Raw genomic sequence first — 24,082 nt, 5'->3', positions numbered from 1 at the left:
GCTTATGGCCATGCAAACATAATCTGACCTTATCGTAAAAAAATTTAACACTGTTGGCAAGTCAGTATTGCATTAAAATCGCAAGGAAAATCTTCATGCACTACGACTAAAATCTTCATACACTTCTTTATATACAAGCCAAACGCAACACCCAAGCCCCGTTTTTTCCTCCCCTTCCCACTGACAACCACCCTTGCCGTAAACCGCCTTTTCCTTATCCCGTAAGGAAAAGCGGCAACCCAACGCATTCAAATCCCCCGTCATCAAAATGTTTCAGACGGCCTGTTTTCCTTCCGTCCAATCCGGGCCGTCTAAAAATTTCACTGTTGCATGTTGTAATCAAGAAACCGTTCTCAAATTCTGTTTAATATAAACAAAAACAATCCGCCTTTTTCTACACCCATCATCACCATCATTTAAAATAAGCATAAAATATCAAAAATAAAATAAATAAAAAATAAAATGACAAAAAATACAAAATAAAATTAATTTTAAACCCGTATTTCTACTCTAATCATCCACAATCAAAAATAATCGAATCAAAAAATTTCAATAAAACATTAATTACACAGCACTACATTTTTGCTATAATTGCCGCCATTCAATCCACAACCCAAACCCAAAAGAAGAGGAAAAGCCATGGGTATCAAAGTTGCCATCAACGGTTACGGCCGCATCGGCCGCCAAGTAGTGCGCGCTATTTTCGACTACAAACTGCAAGACCAACTCGACATCGTTGCCATCAACGCCAGCGGCAGCATCGAGACCAACGCCCACCTGACCAAATTTGACACTGTTCACGGCCGCTTTGACGCCGATGTTTCCCATGATGAAAAACACCTCATCATCAACGGTAAAAAAATCCCTTACTTCTCCACCCGCAATCCTGCCGAATTGCCATGGGGCGAATTGGGCGTTGACCTGGTCATGGAATGTACCGGCGCGTTCACCAGCAAAGAGAAAGCCAAAATCCACTTGGAAAGCGGCGCGAAAAAAGTACTGATTTCCGCTCCCGGCGGCGATGACGTTGACGCAACCATCGTTTACGGCGTAAACGACGACGTGATTACCGGCGACATGACCGTTATCTCCAATGCCTCCTGTACCACCAACTGCCTGGCACCCGTAGCCAAAGTGTTGAACGAAAACATCGGCATCGTAAACGGCGTGATGACCACCATCCACGCGCTGACCAACGACCAAACCGTCACCGACGTACGCCACAAAGACCTGCGCCGTGCGCGTAGCGGCGTGGAAAACATGATTCCGACCAAAACCGGCGCGGCAAAAGCCGTCGGCTTGGTATTGCCTGCCCTGAAAGGCAAACTCGACGGCCTCGCCATCCGCGTACCGACCGTCAACGTTTCCCTGGTTGACCTGAGCTTCCAAGCAAGCCGCGAGACTTCTGTCGAAGAAATCAATGCGCTGATGAAAGCCGCTTCCGAAGAAGGCCGTCTGAAAGGCGTTTTGGGTTACAACACCCTGCCGCTGGTTTCTATGGACTTCAACCACACCACCCAAGCCAGCACATTCGACTCTACGCTGACCAAAGTAACCGAAGGCAAAATGGTTAAAGTGTTCGCATGGTACGACAACGAGTGGGGCTTCAGCTGCCAAATGCTGAACACCGCGCGCCGTATGTTCGGTTTGGAAGTACGTCCGTTCTAATCGGCTTCCAACGCAAAGGCCGTCTGAAACATCTTGTCAGACGGCCTTTTGTATTTCCTTTAAAATATCGCATTCCCATTTATTTTCAGACGGCCTCTTCATGTTTCCCAACGAATCCGCCCCCAACCTCCTGCAAGGCTTAAACCCCGAACAACTCTCCGCCGTAACCTGGCCGCCGCAATCCGCCCTCGTTTTGGCGGGCGCGGGCAGCGGCAAAACGCGCGTGCTGACCACGCGCATCGCATGGCTTTTGCAAAGCGGGCAAGCCAGCGTACACAGCATTATGGCGGTAACGTTTACCAACAAAGCCGCCAAAGAAATGCAAACCCGTTTGGGCGCGATGATTCCCGTCAACGTCCGCGCCATGTGGCTCGGCACGTTCCACGGTCTCTGCCACCGCTTTTTGCGCCTGCACCACCGCGACGCAGGCCTGCCCTCTTCCTTCCAAATCCTCGACAGCGGCGACCAGCTTTCCCTGATCAAACGCCTGCTCAAAAGCCTCAACATCGCCGAAGAAATCATCGCGCCGCGTTCGCTGCAAGGCTTTATCAACGCGCAAAAAGAATCCGGTTTGCGCGCTTCCGTGTTGAGCGCACCCGACCCGCACACGCGCCGCATGATTGAGTGCTACGCCGAATACGACAAAATCTGCCAACGCGAAGGCGTGGTAGATTTCTCCGAACTCATGCTCCGCAGCTACGAAATGCTGCAAAACAACGAAATCCTGCGCCAACACTATCAAAACCGCTTCAATCACATTCTCGTTGACGAGTTCCAAGACACCAACAAGCTGCAATACGCCTGGCTGAAACTGATTGCCGGCAACAACGCGGCGGTATTTGCCGTCGGCGACGACGACCAAAGCATCTACCGGTTTCGCGGCGCGCACGTCGGCAACATGACCGCACTGATGGAAGAGTTCCACATCGACGCGCCCGTCAAACTCGAACAAAACTACCGCTCCGTCGGCAACATCCTCGCCGCCGCCAACGCCGTTATCGAAAACAACGACGAACGCCTCGGCAAAAACCTGCGCACCGACGCCGAAGCAGGCGACAAAATCCGCTACTACTCCGCCTTTACCGACCTCGAAGAAGCCCAATTCATCGTAGACGAAACCAAAGCCCTCGAACGCGAAGGCTGGGATTTGGACGAAATTGCCGTCCTATACCGCAGCAACGCCCAATCCCGCGTTATCGAACAAAGCCTGTTCCGCAGCGGCATTCCCTACAAAATCTACGGCGGCCTGCGCTTTTACGAACGCCAAGAAATCAAACACGCCCTCGCCTACCTGCGCCTTGCTGTCAATCCCGACGACGACAACGCCCTCTTGCGCGTGATTAACTTCCCACCGCGCGGCATCGGCGCACGCACCATCGAGAACCTTCAGACGGCCTCAAACGAACAAGGCATCACCCTCTGGCAAGCAGCCTGCAACGCCGGCGCAAAAGCCACCAAAATCGCCGCCTTCGTCCGCCTGATTGAAGCCCTGCGCAACCAAGTCGGACAAATGCCCCTGTCCGAAATCATCGTCGGCATCCTCAAAGACAGCGGCCTGACCGAACACTACCGAACCCAAAAAGGCGACAACCAAGACCGCCTCGACAACCTCGACGAACTCGTCAATGCCGCCATCGAATTCAAACCCGAAGACAGCAACTTTGAAACCCTGCCCGAAAACATTTCAGACGACCCCGCCTTCCCCATCCTCGCTTTCTTGAGTAACGCCGCCCTCGAATCCGGCGAAAACCAAGCAGGCGCAGGCGAAAAAGCCGTCCAACTCATGACCGTCCACGCCTCCAAAGGCTTGGAATTCAACGCCGTCTTCCTCACCGGCATGGAAGAAGGCCGCTTCCCCAGCGAAATGAGCCTTGCCGAACGAGGCGGCCTCGAAGAAGAACGCCGCCTCATGTACGTCGCCATCACCCGCGCCCGAAAACGCCTCTACATCACCATGGCCCAGCAACGCATGCTGCACGGACAAACCCAATTCGGCATCGTCTCCCGCTTCGTCGAAGAAATCCCGCCCGAAGTATTGCACTACCTGTCCGTCAAAAAACCCGCCTACGACAGCTACGGCAACACACGCCAAACCGCCGTACAACGGGACAAAATCATCGACGACTACAAACAGCCGCAAACCTACGCAGGCTTCCGCATCGGCCAAAACGTCCGCCACGCCAAATTCGGCACCGGCGTCATCATCGATGCCGTGGACAAAGGCGAATCCGCCCGCCTGACCATCAACTTCGGCAAACAGGGCGTAAAAGAGTTGGACACCAAGTTTGCGAAATTGGAAGAGATGTAAAAATTAGAAGGCTTGGAATGATAAAGGCCGTCTGAAAACGTTTTAGCTCAAAATTGCTATCCGTTTTCAGACGGCCTTTGTTACATTCAAACCACTTTTAAATCATACCTTCATATTAAATAACAATCGCAAATCAAGGCATTCAACTGTTGAACGTATCTTTCTTCTTCGTCAAAACATATTGATAAACTTCTTCTACCGTAGCCTCGTCATAGCTTTTGCCAAAGCGTTTTTTGTAGCCCAGTTCGTATAGTTTCACATGATGCCCTTCAGGGATTTCGACGCCCACATTTTCCAAACACGATTTGGCACAATGCAGATGACAGCCGTCAATAACCAACATCGGCCGCCCGGACTGCGCTTTGCGCACCAACGGCGCGACTTTGCCGCCCACGCCGGAAATGCACGACATTTCAAACTCTCCGGCATGGTCGAGCGCTACGGCAGTGTTATTGGCCAGCTGCGCCACATCGGAGCATCCGGAACAAGAATAAATTAAGGGAAGCTCATTGCGGTTAGGCATTTTCTATTTCCTCCGGTAGCGGTTTTTATCTTTATGTGTCCATCCATGGCCAGTCTGTCGGGCGCATCATGCGTGGTATGCGGATATTCGGGGGGCTCCCGTTTTCTTTTTTCAGACGGCCACGGCTTATCCATTTACATATTAAAAGGCATCATAACCCAATACAATTAGACATGCCAGAACAAAGCAGATGGCACCTTCTAAAAAATAAAGGCCGTCTGAAAACAGATAATGCTGCTTTTTTCAGACGGCCTTTTATTTGAAGTTAATGATTAGGCTTTGTGTTCGCCATCATTCTCTGCTTTGGGCGGAACGGGGGCAAACCAGCCGACCAGAAGCAGCAGCAGGCCGACGATAATGAAGGAGGCAATGCGCTCGATACCGCCGCTGTTGGAAAGCTCGATCAGGAAGAGTTTGACAACTACGATGCCCATCAGCGTCGCGCCTGTCATCCAGTAGGAACGCTGTTTGCGGCGGTTGCCAAGTACCATCAAGATTATGGCGGTTACTGCCCAAACGACGGAGAGGCTGGCTTGCAGGCCGAAGGATTGGAGCATGATGTCGAGACGCCAAGTGATGCCGTCGTAAAAATGCCATACGCGCATCACGCCTGCGCTGATCAGCATAAATGCTAAGGCGGCGACTGCGGTTGCCGTGGTACGGCGAAGGTCGGGCGGTAAGGCTTCGGGCAGAGATTTCAGGGCAAACCAAAGCATGCCGGCGCTGGCGAGTTCCAATGGGTTAAGCACGGGAACATACGGCAACGGCAAAGGTTGGAACGGCGTGGAGAAGTTGGTCCACAGCATCCAACAGGCAGCGGCAAGGGCGCACAACGGCATAGCAAAATGCTGATAAATGGCTTGATGCCGTCTGAAAAATTCGCGGTGGCGCTGCGTATGGAAAACAATCCACATTGCTAAAGGCACAACCAGCCATGAGAGCTGCGACCAAACGCCGGAGAGAAGGCCGCCGACATACAGCGCGGTCCAAAGCGTCCAAAGTACGCCGAGTATCGTGATATTGAGTTTGTGCAACCAAATCAGATCATGGCGCGGATAGTTGTTCAGAATAATGAAGTTCAACACGGTAGCGGCGGCAAGCGGTAAGGCTGCGGCGGCTGTCCATGCGTGTTCGGTATGGTAGAAGACGAAATGCATGGCAAACACGGGCAGGAATGCCAAGTTTGCCTGCAACAGCTCTTCCCATTTCAAACGTTTTGCAAACAGCAGCAAGCCGGCAAATATCGGCCACATCCACAACTCGATAAACAGGGTTTCCTCGCCTGTCCATTGCATATAAAGGGCGTAGCTGCCTGTTGCCAACGCAGTAAGCAGGATGATCCAGCCTGAAACCTGCGCAAAGTAAACCTCGTTTCCTTCCGGTTTTTCGCTTGCAACCGGTACACGCGGATATTGCAGCGCGTAGGCAGCTGCAAAAAGCAAAGGCGTAGCGGCAATAAGGTACAGATGGCTCAGGAAGCCTTTGGATTCATAAATGATGCTGCTTTGCAGCAACAGGGCGAACAATACATTGCCCAAGACAAAAGTGATAAACACATTCGGCTCATGTTTGCGCCGGCAGAATGCCCACGCCGCTGCCAAAGCAGAGAGAGCGACAATGCTGCCTTGGTCGGCCAAGAAGAGCAAAGGCAAAATAGAGATGTACAGCAAGGCGGCAGACAACACGGCCATCTGAACGGATTTTTCCCATTGCGCCGAACCTTCGCGCCGCAAGAAATTCCACAATAAATAAATCGCTGCTCCGCCAAGCAACACCACAACCGTCGTAAACCACTGCCCTTCCAGAACGGTATCGGTGCCGAAGTTCTGATAATTGCCCAACTGAATCAGTGCCGCCAAGAGATAAACCATCAGCGCACCCAAACGGATATGCGGACGCTGTTGGCGCAAACCGAAGAAATAAACCAGTGCGGATTCGGCACTCCACAAAATAACTGTATTGCTTGGTTCAAAATAAAGCGGAACGGCAATCGTGAGGAACAACACCGCCAACGCAAAAAATGCCTGACGCAAAATATACAGCCCCTGCTGACGTTTCAGCAGCAGCGCGGCCAGTCCGTAAACAGCGGCAAAACCCAATGCGGAAAGCGCATCCGCAGACGGCCAATGCTCCACCATGCGGTATTGCAGGCCGAACGCCGCCGCCATCGTGCCAAACAATAAAGTATGGTCGAGGACATGCACGCGCAGGCCGTGTGTATAAATACTCTTGCCGATTTCTTCCAAAGTCGCATTGTCGGCAATCGGCGTAACGCCGTCTTCGCTGTTTTCCGTCAGCTTACGGCGTGCGAACAGATACGCGATAAAGGTATAGAGCAGCCAGTGGTAAATCAAGAAAGGCTCGGTAGTGGCGAAATGTTGCGGCGTATAACTTCGCATGCCCCACAGCGCGGCAATGGCAAAAGTAGCAACAAAACCCGTCAGGTTCAGCGGACGCCATGCCTTAAACCAAGCAATCGCGGCCACACCGCCGTTGAGCAGGGCAAGATAAGAAAACAGCACCAAATAATTGCCGCTGCCGTCTGAAGTCAGCAAAGGCGCGGCCATACCGCCGATTAAAGCAACCTGCGCCATAATCTGCGCATTCTGCCTTACCGCCAGCCACGCCATCAGCACAACCATCGCCACCATCAGCCCGAACACGACCGACACAGGCAGCAGCGGATGCAGTTTCAACGCCGCCAACGCCGTCAAATACATCACCGCCACGCCGAAACCCTGCAACACCAAGCCATATTCACGCTTACGGCTTTGCAGCTTCCAGCCGCCGACCACCGCCGCCAAACCCGCGCCAGCCACAGTCAGATAACGCAACTCCACCGGCACATGAACCCGCTCGGAAGCATAGCGCAGTAAAAACGCCAAGCCGAGGAACAGCACCACAATACCGGTTTTTAACAGCGGATTGCCGCGCAAGAACCAAGCGACAATCGGATTGTCGGAAAACTTATACTCTCCGCCTTCCACCTTATCTTTATGGATAACGAATTGACGCGATGGCGCCTCTTCGCTTTCAGACGGCATCGAAGCAACAACAGCCTCTTCCTTAAGCAGCTCTTCTTGTTTAGCAGCAACCGGAGCAACCGCCTCGACAACTTCTTCCACAACAGGCTCAGATGAAGCAGAAGCTTTGGTAGGTACAAGATCAATAGGTATAGAAAAAGAAGGGGCAAACACCTCTTCAATTTTCTGCTTAACAGGCGCAGCTTCCGCCTCAGGCTCAACCCGAACATGAAGCGGCTCAGAGGCCGTCTGAACATCGGCAACAGGCCGAACCTCAAGCCCCTGCCCTACCTTCGCCTCATCACGGACAACCTCATGCTCCAACACCGACAAACGCTGTTTTAGCAGCTCGATTTCCTGCTCCAGCTTTTGCATCCTGTCGCCTGCCGTAGCAGATTCAGCCAAACGCTCTTCTTGGCGTTGTTTCGCAATCGACCAAGCAACCAGCCAAAACAACGACCCAATAATGACGCCGGTGAACATCTCATCAACAAAATAGCCGATAATAATAGGAATAAGCAGGCCGAAAAACTGCATGAAACACCTGTTTGATAACAATAAGAATATGCCGATTGTAACACCGGCAACATTATTCATGAAAAAAAGAGATAAAAGGCCGAGAATAAAAGCATACGGCAAATAGAATATAGAGAATCGGAATAGAAAAAGGCCGTCTGAAAATAGTGTGGGGTTAAACCCACATTTTCAGACGGCCTCTACCTATTTCAACAACCCAACGCAAATCATGAAAAGAAACGCATTGGGGCTTGTTTCAAACTACGGCTTAACTTCCCGACAATACTGCCGCACCTGCTTTCGCGACGCTTTCGTCTTCATCGACCGAGCCGCCGCTCACACCGACACTGCCGACGATAACACCGTTTTTATCCACCAACAGCACACCGCCGGGAAAAATCACCAAACCGTCGTTGGTCACTTCAATACCGTAAAGCTCGCCGCCCGGCTGCGAAGCCTTGCCCAGATCGCGGGTGGACATATTGAAATAGCGTGCCGTTTTCGCCTTTTTCTGCGCAATATCGATGCTGCCGATAAACGCGTCATCCATACGCGTAAACGCCTTTAAATTACCGCCCGCGTCCATGACCGCGATATTCATAGGCACCTTGATTTCACGCGCCTTTTTCATCGAAGCCTGCACCACCGCCTGCGCCTGAGCCGTCGTCAAATCGCCCGGCAGCGTTTTGGTCAAACCCGCCGAAAACGCCGGCGCACCCAATGCCAAAGTATACAACAATGCAACTGATTTTATGCCGCGCATAACTGTCTCCTTGTATTGAATCAATGAAAGGTACTGCACTTTTGATTGTATGCCTGTCGGCGGGAAGAATAAAGGCCGTCTGAAAACCATGAGATAGGTTTTCAGACGGCCTCGGATGGGTTTTTGGGTTTCAGTAGATCAGATTCTCGAATCCGACGGCTATTTGAGATGGCAGGCTTTTGTTAGATACAAATATTCAGTCTGTAGATTGCTGTTGATATATTTATTTCAGGTTAGCATTTCTACATTAACAACTTGATTTGCAAATAGTTGGTTTATTAAATTTATGGCTTGTGCATTTAGAACTTGTACAATTTTTAGTCTTAATTTTCTTTCTAGCAGAAACAAAGTGAGCCACACCGTCTATATTATAGGTATCTATAATATTTTTAATTACTCTCTCAACTTCCTTTTTCTCAACATCTGAATAACTATTAAGGATAAAACGGGCATTTCTAATATAAAAACGATTTGCAAGATTTGGAGCTAACTTTCTAAAATCAGGACCATCCTCATCTAAAAGGACAAATTGTTTGAACTTGAGTGTATCCCCACGCCCATTTTTTCCAATTCTGATCGGATTTATACCAATCCAAGTTACCTTACCCGAAATTCCTTTATCTCCTTTCCAAGGATGTATAGATCCTATACCGATAACAGCATCATAGTGCCAGTTTCTTATAGCCCCCATACAATCACTCTCCCCAAATACTCCATTTTCACTAGGATCCCCTGTATGAGTACGTTTATATACCAATACCTTCATTTATTAGTCTCCTTTTAAGACTTGAAACCATCTTAGGAATAGCATAGAGATACTTTATTTATGGGCTCTCAATGCGCCTCTTCCCAATTCATCCCCACACCAACCTCCGCCACCAGCGGCACGTTCAACATCCCTTCATCCACTTTCGCCATAATCTGCGGCAGTTTTTCTTTCACTAAATCCAGTTCGGCTTCGGGGACTTCCAACACCAATTCGTCATGCACCTGCATGATCAGTTTGCTTTGCAGGTCATCTGAAACCAGCCAGCGGGATACGTCTATCATGGCGCGTTTGATGAGGTCGGACGCGGTGCCTTGCATGGGGGCGTTGATGGCGGCGCGTTCGGCTCCGGCGCGGGCATTGGCGTTTTTGTTGTGGATGTCGGGCAGGTAGAGGCGGCGGCCGAACAGGGTTTCGACGAAGCCTTGGGCGGCGGCTTGTTCTTTGGTGCGCTGCATGTATTCGGCGACGCCGGGGTAGCGGGCGAAGTAGCGGTCGATAAAGTTTTTGGCGGAGATGTTGTCGATGCCCAATGATTTGGCGAGGCCGTATTGGCCCATGCCGTAAATGAGGCCGAAGTTGATGGTTTTGGCGTAGCGGCGTTGTTCGGACGAGACGTTTTCGGGGGCGATGCCGAATACTTCGGCGGCGGTGCGGCGGTGTACGTCTTCGCCGTTTTGGAACGCGGTAATCAGGGTTTTGTCGCCGGAGAGGTGCGCCATGATGCGCAGCTCGATTTGGGAATAGTCAGCAGAAACGATGACGCTGCCTTGCGGTGAGGTAAAGGCGCGGCGCACGCGGCGGCCTTCGGCGGTGCGGATAGGGATGTTTTGCAGGTTGGGGTTGTTGCTGGCGAGGCGGCCGGTAATGGCGACGGCTTGGGCGTAAGTGGTATGCACGCGGCCGTCTTTGGGGGAAATCATTTCGGGCAGTTTGTCGGTGTAGGTGGATTTGAGTTTCGCTAGGCTGCGGTTTTGTAGGATGATTTTGGGCAATGGATAGTCAGGCGCAAGCTGTTCGAGCACGGCTTCGTTGGTGGAAATGCCACCTTTGGCTGTTTTTTTCAGGCCTTTGGTGGGAATGCCCATTTTGTCGAACAGGATTTCTTGAAGCTGTTTCGGTGAGTTGAGGTTGAACGGCTGGCCTGCGGCGGCGTAGGCTTCTTGTTCGAGCTTCATCAGCTCGGCGCCGAGTTCTGCACTTTGGCGGGCGAGTTCGGCGCGGTCGATTTGCACGCCGTTGCGTTCCATTTCAAACAATACCTGCGCGACGGGAAGCTCCATTTTTTCATACATTTCAAGCTGTTTGGCGTCCATCTGCGCGCGCAGGTGCGCTTCGAGGCGCAGGGCGAAATCTGCGTCTTGGGCGGCGTATTCGGTCGCCTGCCCGATGGCAACATCGGCAAAACTGATTTGCTTCGCGCCTTTGCCGCACAGCGATTCGTAGGTAATGGTTTCCAAGCCCAGCCAGCGTTCGGATAACTCGTCCAAGCCGTGTCCGAGATGGCTCTCGATGATGTAGGAAGCAAGCATGGAGTCGCCGGCAATGCCTTTCAGGGCGATGTCGTAGTTGGCGAAAACGTGTTGGTCGTATTTGAGGTTTTGCCCGATTTTTTTCAGGGCGGAATTTTCCAAATGCGGTTTCAGACGGCCTAATACGTCTTGCAAATCAAGCTGTTCGGGTGCGGCAGTCAGGCTGTGTCCTACGGGGATGTAAACCGCTTCGCCTGCTTGGAACGCGATGCTGATGCCGACCAGTGAGGCGTTCATCGCGTCTAATGACGTGGTTTCCGTATCAATGCCAATTTTGTCCGCCTTCGCTAGTTTGTCCAACAAGGCGGCAAACTGAGCTTCGGTGGTAACGGCTTGATAATCCAGCTTTTCGGGGGCTGGGGCGAGTTCGGGTTGTTTTTCAGGCTGTGTTTCCATCGCCAATGCGGCTTGTTCGCCGATATGCTCACTGCCGAACAAATCTGTGTTTTGCGCTTCGTGCATACGGCTTTCCGCCTCTTTCAGCCAAGTGCGGAAACCCCAGCGTTTGAAATCGACAACCAGCTGCGCCCATTTAGGCGTAGTACGGCGCAGGCTTTCAAGGCCGTCTGAAAGCTCTGTGTGCAAATCCAAATCGGTTTTAATCGTTACCAAGTCATACGACAGCGGCAGTTGTTCCAAAGCGGCTTGCAGGTTTTCGCCGACCTTGCCTTTGACTTCGCCAGCGTGTTCCATCACGCCTGCCAGTGAGCCGTAAGCCTCCAGCCACTTCACCGCCGTTTTCGGGCCGCACTTCTCCACGCCCGGCACGTTGTCCACCTTGTCGCCCATTAGCGCGAGATAATCGCGGATTTGGTCGGGGCGCACGCCGAATTTTTCCTTTACGCCTTCAATGTTCAGCGTTTCGCCGCTCATCGTATTCACCAGCGTCACGCGCTCGGTCACCAACTGCGCCATGTCCTTATCGCCGGTAGATACCACCACGTTCCACCCTGCTTCGCTAGCCATCTTAGCCAAAGTGCCGATAACGTCATCCGCTTCCACCTGCGGAATCACCAATACCGGCCAGCCCATCAAGCGCACCAAATCCGGCAAGGCTTCCGCCTGCGGGCGCAAATCGTCCGGCATCGGCGGACGCGTCGCCTTATAGTCGGGGAACATCTCGTGGCGAAAATTTTTGCCCTTCGCATCAAACACCACCGCGCAATAGTCGTGCACATAATCCGCCCGCAGTCGGCGCAGCATGTTCAACACGCCATACATCGCCCCAGTCGGCGCACCGTCGGGCGCAGACAAATTCTGCCCCATGGCATGATAGGCGCGGTAAAGATAAGAAGAGCCGTCAACGAGAAGGAGTGTGGGTTTGTTGGACATGGAGAACCTGCTGTGTGTATGAAAATAATGTACGGATTATAAAGGAAAAGGCCGTCTGAAAACCGAAAATCAAGTTTCAGACGGCCTGATGTTTACATAAATATACGGTTTCAGGTATTGCGCCTCAGAATCCCATCTTGTATATTTGTATTCAAATGAATACAAACCAAATCAAACGAATATGAATGCAACGAACCGTATCCCAATTAGTGTGCGCATCACTCAGGAAGATGCTGATTTTATTGCTGAACTTAAAATCGAAGGAGCGAATACGCCATCTGAAAAAATCCGCGAATTGCTCAAGCTGGCGCGCTTGGCGCATACGCAGACACGCGATTACAGCTCCGCACTGACGGCGCAGGAGCAATTTTTCCAAGCGGCGAAACACGAAATCTTGCACGCTGAAAAACAGGCCGGAGTGCATTCGCATATCGTGGCGAGGTTGTTTGAACAATTGCCCGACTTAGGCGCAACACTCGCTGCCGACCTGCCCGAAGAAGCTGACCTCGACGATTTGAAAAAATACGAGCGTGAACTGATGTGGCGCATCGTCCGCCTGACCGACAGCATCCTGCAACTCGCCGTAACCGGCAAAGGCGCGGCATACGACGATAGCGTTCTGCAACAGCTTGAAAACACTTTGAAACTGGCGAAGATTGTGCAGCAGGCAAATGAAGTTTAAGACTGCCGCCATACCAAATGAAACAAACACATTTTAGTGAAAGGAAAATCCAAATGAGCGAAACCCTATCCCGCCGAGTAGGCCGTCTGGTGAGCGGCGGTTTTCATGCCCTGATTGATGCGGCGGAAAACCTCGCGCCTGAAGCGGTCATGAACGAAAGCATCCGCGAAATCGAGCGTGCAGTAGATGAAGTGCGTGCTGAATTGGGCAAAGTGTTGGCGCAGAAACATCTTGCCGCCAAGAAAATGGCCGACGAAAGCAACCGCCACGAAGCCATCGATGCCAATCTGCAAGCCGCCGTAGATGCCGGTCGCGATGATCTTGCCGAAGCGGGTATTGCCGAACAGATGGACATCGAAGCGCGTCTGCCCATCTTGGAAAACACCATTGCCGACTGTGCCGCGCAAGAAAAAGAGCTCGAAGGCTTTATCGCTGCCCTGCAGGCGAAAAAACGCGAGATGCAGCAGCAGTTGCAAGATTGGCGTGCCGCACAGCAAAGCATGGGCGCTGGCAAAGCGGCAGGAGGCAACGGCAGCGACCTCAACCGTATCGCCCGTGATGCCGAAAAAAGCGGCAACGCTTTCGACCGTGTGATGGGTCGCCAAAACTCGGTACACAGCAGCACTGATGCGGCGCAGTTAGCCAAGCTGAAAGAACTGGAAGACTTAAGCCGCAACAACCGCATTGCCGAAAGATTGGCAGCATTGAAAGCGAAATCATAAGCCATATTGAGAAAATCTCGGTTTCAGACGGCCTCTATCTTCACGGGGCCGTCTGAAAAAAGAAAACCATACACACCTCAATAACAAAAAGATGACGGATTGGGAAAAATCCTGTCAGTTACGACAAATTAATAAAAAAACCATATCCAATCGGCTTAACTTTAAAATAAAATATATGCCGTCTAAAAATTAAAAAAATAAGGAAATGCAATATGTGGAATTTAATCAACGCCCCCGAAACTGAAATCTTCGGCATTGCCATTGCGCTGATGGTTTTGCTCGGTGTGTTGGAAGTCATTTCCATGCTGGCAGGCGGTATCAGCGATTGGTTAGACAACCTGTTGCCCGACAGTCTGACCGAAACCGCGCACGCCGAAGTTGGATTAGATGTGGCGGATGCAGGCATATTCGTGCGTTTCCTGAGCTGGCTGTATGTCGGACGTATCCCGGTATTGATGTTGATGGTGGTGTTTCTTGCCGTATACGGACTGACGGGTTATCTGTTTCAGACGGCCTTTACCACTGTATTCGGCAGTTATCTGAATGGCACGCTGGCAGCAGTCATCGTTTGGTTTCTTTCCCTGCCCTTAGTGCGGGTAACAGCTAGCGGTTTGTACAAAATTATGCCGAAAGATGAAACCACTGCCGTTTCGCAGGAAAGTTTGATCGGACGCGTCGGCACGGTGGTATTGGGTGAAGCTCGGGTAGGCAACGCGGCGCAGGTGCGCGTGAAAGATGCTTACGGCCAACAGCATTATGTGATGGTAGAACCTGACTCTGATGATGTATTGAAACAAGGTGATGCGGTATTGCTGGTGTCGTTGGACGGAAATACATTTAAAGCGATTTTGAATCCGAGCGGAAGCTTGGTGGATTAAGGCCGTCTGAAACTGCTGATTTATCGATACGGGAAAAATAGATACTTCACCGCCCTATCCTCATTATCTAGAAATTTGAAATAACAATTAGCCCCCCCTATTATTTCAACCCATATTTTTAACCCTTTCAGACGGCCTCTTTCTCTCAAAGCCTTCTGAATCCACCGCCCCCAAAGGCATATTAACAAGAAGAAAGGAAAAACCATGAATTTGGTCTCCATCGGCACTATCGCCGGCGTCATACTCGTCGCGCTGTTTGTACTCGGCCTTATCCTGACCCGTCTGTATCGCCGCGCCAGCAAAGAAGTCTCATTTGTCCGCACCGGTTTTGGTGGTGAAAAAGTCATCATGAACGGCGGTGCGATGGTGCTGCCCGTGTTACACGAAATCATCCCCGTCAACATGAATACACTGCGCCTTGAAGTGCGCCGCGCTGCCCAACAAGCGCTGATTACCCGCGACCGTATGCGCGTTGACGTGATGGCGGAATTTTACGTCCGCGTTAAACCCAGCGCCGAGAGCATTGCGACCGCCGCACAAACACTGGGTATGAAAACCATGTCTCCCGATGAGTTGAAAGACCTCGTCGAAGGTAAATTCGTTGACGCCCTGCGCGCCGTTGCTGCCGAAATGGCGATGGAAGAGCTGCATGAGAAACGTGTTGATTTCGTTCAGAAAGTACAACAAGTCGTGAGCGAAGACTTGTTTAAAAACGGTCTCGAACTCGAAACCGTTTCCCTGACCGGCCTCGACCAAACCAGCTTTGAGTTCTTCAACCCGCAAAACGCCTTTGACGCGGAAGGTTTGACCAAACTGACCGAAACCATCGAAGGCCGCCGCAAAAAACGTAACGAAATCGAACAAGACACCGACTTGGCAATCAAAACCAAAAACCTCGAAGCCGAGCAGCAACGCCTGAAAATCTCGCGCGAAGAAGAATACGCCAAACTCGAACAAGAGCGTGAGATTGCCGTACGCCGCGCTGAACAAGAGGCCAGCATTGCCGAACAAGAATCTCAGAAAAAACGTGAAGCGGAAGAAGCAAAAATTGCCGCTGAACGCGAAGTGGATTTGAAACGCATTGCCGCCGAACGCGACATTAAAAACGAAGACATTAGAAAAGCACAAGCCGTTGAACAGGCAGAGGTTGAGCGCCGCAAAGCCATCGAATTGGCCGAGCAAGACCGCGCCATCGCCGTTGCCGAAAAATCGCGTGCCGAATCCGAAGCCAAAGCCGAAGCCGACAAAGCCCGCGCCGCCGCCGTTCGCGAAGAAGAGAGCGTGATTACCGTACGCGAAACCGAACGCGCCGAGCGTGCCAAAGCGGTTGAATTGATTGCCGCAGAAGAAGCCGCGCAAAAAGATGCGATTTCGCTCACTGTTGCCGCTGAAGCTGAAAAACAAGCTGCACAAGACCGCGCTGAAGCAGTGCGCATTGCCGCCGAAGCAGAAGCCGAAAAACACCGCCTGCAAGCCAAAGGTGAGGCCGATGCCAAAATTCTGTTGGCACAAGCGCAAGAGCAACAATACAAGGTTGATGCAGAAGGTACCCGCGCTGTGAACGAAGCTGCCAACGTCCTGAGCGTTGAACAGGTTGAAATGCAAGTCCGCCTTGCCCTCTTGAAACATCTGCCTGACATCATCCGCGAATCCGTCCGCCCAATGGAAAAAATCGAAGACATCAAAATCTTGCAAGTCAATGGTCTGGGTGGCTTTGCCGGTGGTACAAATGGTGCAGAAGGTGTTTCAGACGGCCAAACCACACAAGCCAGCCTTGCAGATCAAATGGTCAACAGTGCCCTGCGCTACCGCAGCCAAGCCCCATTGGTTGACGGTCTCTTGAAAGAGTTGGGACTAAATGGTGGCGACATCAACGGCCTGACCCAAGGACTGGATAAAACCATCGACCAATCATAAACGAATGCCGTAATAATGATTTAAAGGCCGTCTGAAACTTTTCAGACGGCCTTTTGTTTATACAAGAGCTTCCGCAAATTCTATTATGTTCAATACTGATCAATTCAGATCTGTTGCGGTTGCAATAAATTAGGAATTATCCACCCTGCTTTTTGTGGTTAAAAAAGATTGAGTAGGCTATTCTTAGCCAAATAACAAGACTAACTGCTTTGAAAATGATCCGCCAACAATTGAGTCATAAAAACTGATTCTACCGTTTCGATTTCAAGCTTGCCATCTACTCATCTATCGACATTTCAATACCAAGCTGCTTATCTTCAGGCAAACAAAAAAGCACAACATTTCGTTGTGCTTTTTCTTGATGAACCCACATTACTTGTTTTTTTGCGAACGAAGGTAATCCAAAGTTTTCAGCTGGGCAATGGCTGCTGCCAATGCTTTGTGCGCTTCGGCCAGAGATTTATCATCTTTGGCTGCAGAAACACCTGCCTCGGCTGCTTTTTTAGCTGCTTCAGCACGCGCCTGATCCATTTCTGTACTGCGGACGGCAACGTCTGCCAATACGGTAATCTTATCAGGCTGTACTTCTAAAACGCCACCGGAAACGGCAACCAGCACTTCTTCAGCTTCACCCGGAACAGTCAAACGCAATGCGCCGGGGCGTACCAAACTCATAATCGGCTCGTGTCGTGGATAAATACCAAGCTCACCTTGAACGGTCGGAACCACCACAAAGCTGGCCTCGCCCGAATAGATGTTTTGCTCGCTACTAACCACTTCAACTTGCATGGTGCTCATGCCGGCCTCCTTAGTTTAAGGTTTTCGCTTTCTCAGCCGCTTCTTCGATGCCGCCTACCATGTAGAACGCTTGTTCAGGCAGATGGTCGTATTCGCCGTTCAAGATGGCTTTAAAGCCGGCGATGGTGTCACGCAATGAAACGTATTTGCCTGGAGAACCGGTAAATACTTCGGCAACGTGGAACGGTTGAGACAGGAAGCGTTGGATTTTACGGGCACGCATCACAGTCAGTTTGTCTTCGTCAGACAATTCGTCCATACCCAGAATGGCGATAATGTCGCGCAATTCTTTGTATTTTTGCAGAGTAGACTGTACACCGCGCGCTACGTCGTAGTGCTCTTGACCCAATACCATCGGATCCAATTGGCGTGAAGTAGAGTCAAGCGGGTCAACTGCCGGGTAAATACCCAAAGATGCAATATCACGGCTCAATACGACGGTCGCGTCCAAGTGGGCGAAAGTTGTCGCTGGAGATGGGTCAGTCAAGTCATCCGCAGGTACATATACGGCTTGGATGGAAGTAATGGAACCGGTTTGGGTAGAGGTAATACGCTCTTGCAAACGACCCATTTCTTCAGCCAATGTCGGTTGGTAACCCACTGCAGAAGGCATACGGCCCAACAGTGCAGATACTTCGGTACCGGCCAGAGTGTAACGGTAGATGTTGTCAACGAAGAACAATACGTCGCGACCTTTACCGTTTTCGTCTTTTTCGTCACGGAAGTATTCGGCCATAGTCAAACCGGTCAAAGCAACGCGCAGACGGTTGCCTGGAGGTTCGTTCATTTGGCCATACACCATGGCTACTTTATCCAATACGTTGGAATCTTTCATCTCGTGGTAGAAGTCGTTACCTTCACGGGTACGTTCACCCACACCTGCGAACACGGACAGACCGCTGTGCGCTTTGGCGATGTTGTTGATCAATTCCATCATGTTCACGGTTTTGCCCACACCGGCACCACCGAACAGACCTACTTTACCGCCTTTAGCAAACGGACACAGCAAGTCGATCACTTTAATACCGGTTTCCAACAATTCGGTAGTTGAAGACAACTCGTCGAATTTCGGAGCAGTTTGGTGAATGGCACGGCTCTTGTCGGTATCGATAGGACCTGCTTCATCAACAGGCGTACCCAATACATCGACAATACGACCCAATGTACCTTTACCTACCGGCACAGTGATTGGCGCACCAGTATTGCTTACAGACATGCCGCGTTTCAGGCCGTCTGAACTACCCATTGCAATAGTACGGACAACGCCGTCACCCAGAAGCTGTTGAACTTCCAGAGTCAGACCGTTCTCGTCCAATTTCAGGGCATCGTAAACATGCGGGATAGCGTCGCGTGGAAATTCCACGTCAACCACCGCACCAATAACTTGTACGATTTTGCCTTGGCTCATTATCGTATCCTAATTTCCTGTTCAGGCTTCAGACGGCATTAAACTGCCGCTGCACCTGCTACAATTTCTGACAATTCTGTGGTAATCGCGGCTTGACGCGATTTGTTGTACACCAAGCGCAATTCTTTGATGGCATTGCCTGCGTTGTCGGTTGCGGCTTTCATCGCTACCATACGCGCGGCTTGTTCAGATGCCATGTTGTCGCTCAATGCCTGATAAACCACAGACTCTAAATAGCGGCGAACCAAATATTCCAATACGGCGATAGGACTCGGCTCGTAGAGGTATTCCCAAGTAAATGAAGAATGACCTGTTCCGTCGTCAATAACGTTTTCACCGATAGGCAGCAAAACTTCCATACGCGGCTCTTGGCGCATTGTGTTGACAAAACGTGAGTAAACCATATGGATACGGTCTAATTCATGCTTCTCATAACGTTGGAAGATTTCGGTCAAAGGGCCAAGCAACGCTTCCATTTTCGGGGTATCGCCCAAATTGGTTGTACTGGCAATAACATTCAAACCGATACTTTGGCATGCAGCCAAACCTTTACTACCCAGGCACACGACTTCGACTTCGATGCCTTGTTCCTGATACTCTTGAACTTGCGCCAAAAACTTTTTCAGTACGTTTGCGTTCAAGCCACCGCACAAACCTTTGTCCGAGGTAATCAAAATGAAACCGGCACGACGCACTTCGCGGTGCGGCTCCAACAATTTGATACCATGATCGGCATTAGTCTGTGCAAGATGGCTCATCACTGTACGCACTTTTTCGGCGTACGGACGCGCTAAGCGCATCCGGTCTTGAGTCTTCCGCATTTTAGAGGTCGACACCATTTGCATCGCTTTAGTGATCTTTTGGGTATTTTGAACACTACGGATTTTGGTGAGAATCTCTTTTCCGACTGCCATTTCAGACTCCTTTCATCTCAATACTTATGCTTGGTAAGCGTAAGAAGATTTGAAAGATTTCATGGCTTCGGTCAATGCTTTTTCGCTTCCGTCAGACATTGCGCCTGATGCATTAATCGCTTCCAGAACCTCAGGATGTTGCGTACGTACGAAACTCAAGAATTCTGCTTCGAAAGCCAAGGCTTTGGATACCGGAACATCTGCGTAAGAACCGTTGTTGATCGCCCACAAAGTCAATGCCATTTCGGCAGTGTTCAATGTGCTGAATTGTTTTTGTTTCATCAATTCAGTAACTACTTCACCGTGTTGCAACTGTTTGCGTGTTGCTTCGTCCAAATCGGAAGCAAATTGCGAGAACGCTGCCAATTCACGGTACTGTGCCAACGCCAAACGGATACCGCCACCCAGTTTTTTGATGACTTTGGTTTGTGCTGCACCACCTACGCGCGATACGGAAATACCGGCATTGATTGCAGGACGGATACCGGCGTTGAACAAGTCGGTCTCCAAGAAGATTTGGCCGTCTGTAATCGAGATTACGTTGGTTGGTACGAATGCTGATACGTCACCGGCTTGGGTTTCAATAATTGGCAACGCAGTCAGAGAACCGGTTTTGCCTTTTACTTCGCCATTAGTCAGTTTTTCAACTTCGTTTTCGCTGACGCGGGCCGCACGTTCCAACAGACGGGAGTGCAGATAGAATACGTCGCCAGGATATGCTTCACGGCCAGGAGGACGGCGCAACAGCAGAGAAATTTGACGGTATGCAACGGCTTGTTTAGACAAGTCATCGTATACGATCAACGCATCTTCACCACGGTCACGGAAGAATTCACCCATGGTACAACCGGAGTAAGGAGCGATGTATTGCAGTGCAGCAGCTTCAGAAGCAGTTGCAGCAACCACGATGGTGTGCTCCATCGCGCCATGCTCTTCCAATTTGCGTACTACGTTGGCAATAGAAGATGCTTTTTGACCGATAGCCACATAAATACAGATTACGCCTGTACCTTTTTGGTTAACGATGGCATCCAGTGCCACGGCAGTTTTACCGGTTTGACGGTCACCAATGATCAACTCACGTTGACCACGACCAACCGGAACCATAGAGTCAATGGCTTTCAGGCCGGTTTGCATTGGTTGGTCAACCGATTTACGCGCAATCACACCTGGTGCAATTTTCTCGATTGGAGCAGTCAATGTTGTGTTGATTGGACCTTTACCATCGATAGGACGACCCAATGCATCAACCACGCGGCCAACCAGTTCGCGACCGATCGGCACTTCCAAAATACGGCCGGTACAGGTAACTGTATCGCCTTCTTTAATGTGTTCGTACTCACCCAACACTACGGCACCGACGGAGTCACGCTCCAAGTTCATGGCTAGACCGAAAGTGTTACCGGGGAATTCGAGCATCTCACCTTGCATCGCGTCTGACAAGCCATGAATGCGCACAATGCCGTCTGTAACAGAAACAACGGTACCACGGGTACGCACTTCTGCATTGACGGACAGATTTTCGATTTTGGCTTTAATCAAATCGCTAATTTCAGCAGGATTAAGCTGCATGAAAACTCTCCTAATTTGTCATAGTCGCATACAAAGCATTCAGTTTGCCTTGTACGGACAAATCCAAGACCTGATCACCCACTTCTACTTTGATGCCGCCGATTAATTCAGGGGCAACTTTAGCTACCACATCCAATTTGCTGTTGAAGCGTTTTGTCAGGATATCGGTAACATCGGCCAGCTGCTGAGAACTGAGTTCATACGCGCTGTAAATTACTGCCGATTTCGTATTGTTGTGTATCAAGGTCAAATCTTGATATTGGGCATAAATTTCCGGCAACACCAGCAAACGCTTTTGCTCGGCCAAAACGGTAATGAAATTTGCCAATTCGACATTTTTGATACCGACAAGACCTTTGAGCGTTTCTGCTTTTTCGGAAGCTCCCGTTTCCGGTTGCTCAATGAGAGCAATGACTTTCTCATCTTGAACAACCGCTGCGAGTTCTTTCAGTTCGCCCAACCAAGACTCGATTTGGTTTTTTTCCTGAGCCAGACTGAACAATGCTTTCGCATAAGGTCTGGCAATCGTTGCGAACTCTGCCATAAGATTACAGCTCCTGTTTTAAGGTACTGAGCAAATCTGCATGTTTGGAAGCATCAACTTCCTTGCGCAAGATAGATTCCGCACCTTTAACAGCCAGTGTAGCAACCTGTTCGCGCAATACTTCGCGCGCACGGTTAACTTCTTGCTCCACGTCAGCTTTTGCTTGGGCTGCAATGCGTGCTGCTTCATGAGAAGCTTGCTCTTTGGCTTCTTCTACAATTTTTGCAGCACGTTTTTCGGCGTTGGCAACCATTTCGGTTACCTGATTACGCCCTTCGGCCATAAGTTCTGCAACTTTTTTCTCTGCCTGCTCAAAATCGCTCTTACCGCGCTCGGCGGCAGCCAAGCCCTCAGCGATTTTTGCGGCACGCTCATCCAATGCTTTGGCAATCGGAGGCCATACGAATTTCATCGTAAACCAAACCAAGCCAAAGAAAACTAGGATTTGCGCAAATAAGGTTGCATTAATATTCACGTTACTTAACCTTCGTATCTGGGTTAATCAAACAGACGGCAAGCCTGTATCTGAACGGATCGCTCCGTCTTGATTACGCACCACCAAACGGGTTAACGAAGGCGAACAACAGGGCAATAGCCACACCGATCAAGAAAGCCGCGTCGATCAGACCAGCGATCAAGAACAGTTTGGTTTGCAGAGGACCGATCAGCTCAGGTTGGCGAGCAGAAGATTCCAAGTATTTAGAACCAACCATTGCGATACCGATAGAGGCACCCAATGCGCCCAAGGCAACGATCAAACCACATGCGATAGCAATCAAACCCATTTTTAAACTCCTTAAAATAGTAAAGGTTAAACTACAAAAAACAAACTACAAAAAAACTACTTGATTAGTGTGCATCATGCGCCTGTCCGATATATACGAACGCCAACGCCATGAAAATAAATGCCTGCAAGGTGATGACCAAAATGTGGAAAATCGCCCAAGCCAAACCGGCAATCAGGTGGAACACAAATAAAATCGGATCCAAAGTTTCGACACTGCCGGTTGACGCCCATGCACCGCCCAACAGAGCGATCAACAGGAACACCAGCTCGCCGGCATACATATTACCAAACAACCGCATACCGTGGGATACGGTTTTGGACAAAAACTCTACCAAGTTCAGCAGGAAGTTGGCTGGAGCAAGCCACGGACCGAAAGGTGCGCAGAACAACTCGTGAATCCAACCGCCAAGGCCTTTGATTTTGACATTGTAGTAAATACAGATCAGCAATACGCCAATCGCCAGAGCCAAAGTCGTATTCAAGTCAGCTGTCGGCACGACGCGCAACAGGGCATGATGATTACCGGTAATGCCTTGCCATGCCATCGGCAGCAAATCAACCGGCAGCATATCCATGGCGTTCATCAAGAGAATCCAGACAAACAAGGTCAGACCCAATGGGGCAACGGCTTTACGCGATTGTTCGTTATGGATAATGCTCTTACACATGTCATCCACGAATTCGAACAGAATTTCAACAGCCGCTTGGAAACGACCGGGAACACCGGCCGTCGCTTTTTTGGCACCGCGCCACAAAAGGAAGCTGCCGATTACGCCCAACAGAACGGCAAAAAAGATTGCATCAAGGTTAATGAACGAAAAATCAGCAATGTTTTTCAGTCCTTGACCCTGAGTAACATCCGACATACTGGTCAAGCTTTGCAAGTGGTGCTTGATGTAGTCGGCAGCGGTCATAGTTTCACCTGCCATAGTGTTTTACTCTCAACAATACTAAAAAAACCAAATGACTGACGCCAAGAAACGCCAATAAAAATGGGTAAAATACCAGTGATCGATGCCATATCGCAAAAACGACCAACATAGATACCAGCGACAGCACTACTTTTAAAACCTCTCCGCCGATAAACATCGAACTTTGCAGATCGGGATTTCGTCGGGAAAACTTTAAAAGTAAAACTGCAACTAGGGTAGGCAAAATGTACGAAAATCCTCCCGCCAAAGCAGAGAGGAAGCCGGGCAATCCGGAAAATAACGCACAAACAACTGAAATTATTAATAATACAATCACTTGCAATGGGACTATCTGATTCATTGTACTTTGTACCCCAAAAAGCAAGGCAGGCTAATATAATCAAGAAGTTTGTTAACGTCAAGCAATATGTTAATCTTTGTGAACCTTTCACAAATAAATGATTAACACATATAAAACAAATCTTTGCTGGAACGGAGTTTAACACAAATTACATGTT

General features: G+C 50.2%; 20 protein-coding genes. 6 read left to right on the top strand and 14 right to left on the bottom strand.

Annotated features, from left to right (window positions below; translation table 11 throughout):
• Positions 1–639: 639 nt before the first annotated feature.
• On the top strand, positions 640–1,668 hold the full coding sequence (gap, locus tag ACTHR2_RS04235) for a type I glyceraldehyde-3-phosphate dehydrogenase (RefSeq protein ID WP_003748138.1): 1,029 nt from the start codon (positions 640–642) through the stop codon (positions 1,666–1,668).
• Between the two features lie 100 nt (positions 1,669–1,768).
• Positions 1,769–3,976 (top strand): DNA helicase II, encoded by a 2,208-nt coding sequence (uvrD, locus tag ACTHR2_RS04230; RefSeq protein WP_440375388.1) that lies wholly within the window; start codon positions 1,769–1,771, stop codon positions 3,974–3,976.
• Between the two features lie 142 nt (positions 3,977–4,118).
• Here uvrD and ACTHR2_RS04225 read toward each other — a convergent pair whose 3' ends face one another.
• From ACTHR2_RS04225 to polA, 5 genes are all read right to left on the bottom strand, one after another.
• Positions 4,119–4,499 carry a putative zinc-binding protein gene (locus ACTHR2_RS04225; protein WP_107860439.1) on the bottom strand — a complete coding sequence of 127 codons (381 nt, stop codon included), beginning with the start codon at positions 4,497–4,499 and terminating at the stop codon, positions 4,119–4,121.
• A gap of 272 nt (positions 4,500–4,771) precedes the next feature.
• The gene (locus ACTHR2_RS04220) at positions 4,772–8,119 is read right to left on the bottom strand and encodes a DUF2339 domain-containing protein (protein WP_440375387.1); all 3,348 of its coding nucleotides are present in this window, start codon (positions 8,117–8,119) and stop codon (positions 4,772–4,774) included.
• A 187-nt stretch (positions 8,120–8,306) separates the two neighbouring features.
• Complete coding sequence (locus ACTHR2_RS04215; RefSeq protein WP_263340118.1) at positions 8,307–8,801, bottom strand: GlcG/HbpS family heme-binding protein; 495 nt, start codon at positions 8,799–8,801, stop codon at positions 8,307–8,309.
• A gap of 247 nt (positions 8,802–9,048) precedes the next feature.
• Positions 9,049–9,567 (bottom strand): hypothetical protein, encoded by a 519-nt coding sequence (locus ACTHR2_RS04210; RefSeq protein WP_070649826.1) that lies wholly within the window; start codon positions 9,565–9,567, stop codon positions 9,049–9,051.
• Between the two features lie 68 nt (positions 9,568–9,635).
• On the bottom strand, positions 9,636–12,431 hold the full coding sequence (gene polA, locus ACTHR2_RS04205; RefSeq protein WP_440375386.1) for a DNA polymerase I: 2,796 nt from the start codon (positions 12,429–12,431) through the stop codon (positions 9,636–9,638).
• Positions 12,432–12,612: 181 nt separating this feature from the next.
• Here polA and ACTHR2_RS04200 point away from each other — a divergent pair, with 181 nt between their 5' ends.
• The 4 genes from ACTHR2_RS04200 to ACTHR2_RS04185 all read left to right on the top strand — a co-directional run bounded on the left by ACTHR2_RS04200 (position 12,613) and on the right by ACTHR2_RS04185 (position 16,630).
• Entirely contained in the window at positions 12,613–13,113 is a 501-nt protein-coding gene (locus ACTHR2_RS04200; protein WP_004518995.1) for a hypothetical protein, read from the top strand.
• Positions 13,114–13,166: 53 nt separating this feature from the next.
• Complete coding sequence (locus ACTHR2_RS04195; protein WP_263340111.1) at positions 13,167–13,835, top strand: PspA/IM30 family protein; 669 nt, start codon at positions 13,167–13,169, stop codon at positions 13,833–13,835.
• A 212-nt stretch (positions 13,836–14,047) separates the two neighbouring features.
• Complete coding sequence (locus tag ACTHR2_RS04190; protein ID WP_263340108.1) at positions 14,048–14,713, top strand: YqiJ family protein; 666 nt, start codon at positions 14,048–14,050, stop codon at positions 14,711–14,713.
• Positions 14,714–14,917: 204 nt separating this feature from the next.
• Positions 14,918–16,630, top strand: coding sequence for a flotillin family protein (locus ACTHR2_RS04185; RefSeq protein WP_263340105.1), 1,713 nt, complete (start codon positions 14,918–14,920; stop codon positions 16,628–16,630).
• Between the two features lie 372 nt (positions 16,631–17,002).
• On the opposite strand, the gene ACTHR2_RS04180 is transcribed toward ACTHR2_RS04185, so the two are convergent.
• From ACTHR2_RS04180 to ACTHR2_RS04140, 9 genes are all read right to left on the bottom strand, one after another.
• On the bottom strand, positions 17,003–17,428 hold the full coding sequence (locus tag ACTHR2_RS04180; protein ID WP_049331696.1) for a F0F1 ATP synthase subunit epsilon: 426 nt from the start codon (positions 17,426–17,428) through the stop codon (positions 17,003–17,005).
• Between the two features lie 10 nt (positions 17,429–17,438).
• Complete coding sequence (gene atpD / locus ACTHR2_RS04175; protein ID WP_003683789.1) at positions 17,439–18,836, bottom strand: F0F1 ATP synthase subunit beta; 1,398 nt, start codon at positions 18,834–18,836, stop codon at positions 17,439–17,441.
• A 38-nt stretch (positions 18,837–18,874) separates the two neighbouring features.
• Positions 18,875–19,750, bottom strand: coding sequence for a F0F1 ATP synthase subunit gamma (gene atpG, locus ACTHR2_RS04170; RefSeq protein ID WP_263340100.1), 876 nt, complete (start codon positions 19,748–19,750; stop codon positions 18,875–18,877).
• Between the two features lie 24 nt (positions 19,751–19,774).
• Complete coding sequence (atpA, locus tag ACTHR2_RS04165; protein ID WP_263340097.1) at positions 19,775–21,322, bottom strand: F0F1 ATP synthase subunit alpha; 1,548 nt, start codon at positions 21,320–21,322, stop codon at positions 19,775–19,777.
• 10 nt (positions 21,323–21,332) lie between these two features.
• On the bottom strand, positions 21,333–21,866 hold the full coding sequence (locus tag ACTHR2_RS04160; RefSeq protein ID WP_049328782.1) for a F0F1 ATP synthase subunit delta: 534 nt from the start codon (positions 21,864–21,866) through the stop codon (positions 21,333–21,335).
• A gap of 4 nt (positions 21,867–21,870) precedes the next feature.
• Positions 21,871–22,341, bottom strand: coding sequence for a F0F1 ATP synthase subunit B (locus ACTHR2_RS04155; RefSeq protein ID WP_004464459.1), 471 nt, complete (start codon positions 22,339–22,341; stop codon positions 21,871–21,873).
• 73 nt (positions 22,342–22,414) lie between these two features.
• Complete coding sequence (gene atpE / locus ACTHR2_RS04150) at positions 22,415–22,651, bottom strand: F0F1 ATP synthase subunit C (protein ID WP_003748101.1); 237 nt, start codon at positions 22,649–22,651, stop codon at positions 22,415–22,417.
• Between the two features lie 64 nt (positions 22,652–22,715).
• The gene (gene atpB, locus ACTHR2_RS04145; protein ID WP_003748099.1) at positions 22,716–23,582 is read right to left on the bottom strand and encodes a F0F1 ATP synthase subunit A; all 867 of its coding nucleotides are present in this window, start codon (positions 23,580–23,582) and stop codon (positions 22,716–22,718) included.
• The gene (locus ACTHR2_RS04140) at positions 23,572–23,925 is read right to left on the bottom strand and encodes an ATP synthase subunit I (RefSeq protein WP_049331704.1); all 354 of its coding nucleotides are present in this window, start codon (positions 23,923–23,925) and stop codon (positions 23,572–23,574) included. Before ACTHR2_RS04140 ends, atpB begins: the two co-directional genes overlap by 11 nt.
• Positions 23,926–24,082 lie beyond the last annotated feature (157 nt).

Origin of the sequence: Neisseria sp. P0006.S004, assembly GCF_051963015.1 — a bacterium.
GTDB lineage: Bacteria > Pseudomonadota > Gammaproteobacteria > Burkholderiales > Neisseriaceae > Neisseria.
This window is presented reverse-complemented; position numbering and strand designations above follow the sequence as displayed.

Bases quoted from the DNA above. Each gene is read 5' to 3' on its own strand.
- gap (WP_003748138.1), top strand. From the start codon at position 640: ATGGGTATCAAAGTTGCCATCAACGGTTACGGCCGCATCGGCCGCCAA.
- uvrD (WP_440375388.1), top strand. From the start codon at position 1,769: ATGTTTCCCAACGAATCCGCCCCCAACCTCCTGCAAGGCTTAAACCCC.
- ACTHR2_RS04225 (WP_107860439.1), bottom strand. From the start codon at position 4,499: ATGCCTAACCGCAATGAGCTTCCCTTAATTTATTCTTGTTCCGGATGC.
- ACTHR2_RS04220 (WP_440375387.1), bottom strand. From the start codon at position 8,119: ATGAATAATGTTGCCGGTGTTACAATCGGCATATTCTTATTGTTATCA.
- ACTHR2_RS04215 (WP_263340118.1), bottom strand. From the start codon at position 8,801: ATGCGCGGCATAAAATCAGTTGCATTGTTGTATACTTTGGCATTGGGT.
- ACTHR2_RS04210 (WP_070649826.1), bottom strand. From the start codon at position 9,567: ATGAAGGTATTGGTATATAAACGTACTCATACAGGGGATCCTAGTGAA.
- polA (WP_440375386.1), bottom strand. From the start codon at position 12,431: ATGTCCAACAAACCCACACTCCTTCTCGTTGACGGCTCTTCTTATCTT.
- ACTHR2_RS04200 (WP_004518995.1), top strand. From the start codon at position 12,613: ATGAATGCAACGAACCGTATCCCAATTAGTGTGCGCATCACTCAGGAA.
- ACTHR2_RS04195 (WP_263340111.1), top strand. From the start codon at position 13,167: ATGAGCGAAACCCTATCCCGCCGAGTAGGCCGTCTGGTGAGCGGCGGT.
- ACTHR2_RS04190 (WP_263340108.1), top strand. From the start codon at position 14,048: ATGTGGAATTTAATCAACGCCCCCGAAACTGAAATCTTCGGCATTGCC.
- ACTHR2_RS04185 (WP_263340105.1), top strand. From the start codon at position 14,918: ATGAATTTGGTCTCCATCGGCACTATCGCCGGCGTCATACTCGTCGCG.
- ACTHR2_RS04180 (WP_049331696.1), bottom strand. From the start codon at position 17,428: ATGAGCACCATGCAAGTTGAAGTGGTTAGTAGCGAGCAAAACATCTAT.
- atpD (WP_003683789.1), bottom strand. From the start codon at position 18,836: ATGAGCCAAGGCAAAATCGTACAAGTTATTGGTGCGGTGGTTGACGTG.
- atpG (WP_263340100.1), bottom strand. From the start codon at position 19,750: ATGGCAGTCGGAAAAGAGATTCTCACCAAAATCCGTAGTGTTCAAAAT.
- atpA (WP_263340097.1), bottom strand. From the start codon at position 21,322: ATGCAGCTTAATCCTGCTGAAATTAGCGATTTGATTAAAGCCAAAATC.
- ACTHR2_RS04160 (WP_049328782.1), bottom strand. From the start codon at position 21,866: ATGGCAGAGTTCGCAACGATTGCCAGACCTTATGCGAAAGCATTGTTC.
- atpE (WP_003748101.1), bottom strand. From the start codon at position 22,651: ATGGGTTTGATTGCTATCGCATGTGGTTTGATCGTTGCCTTGGGCGCA.
- atpB (WP_003748099.1), bottom strand. From the start codon at position 23,582: ATGGCAGGTGAAACTATGACCGCTGCCGACTACATCAAGCACCACTTG.
- ACTHR2_RS04140 (WP_049331704.1), bottom strand. From the start codon at position 23,925: ATGAATCAGATAGTCCCATTGCAAGTGATTGTATTATTAATAATTTCA.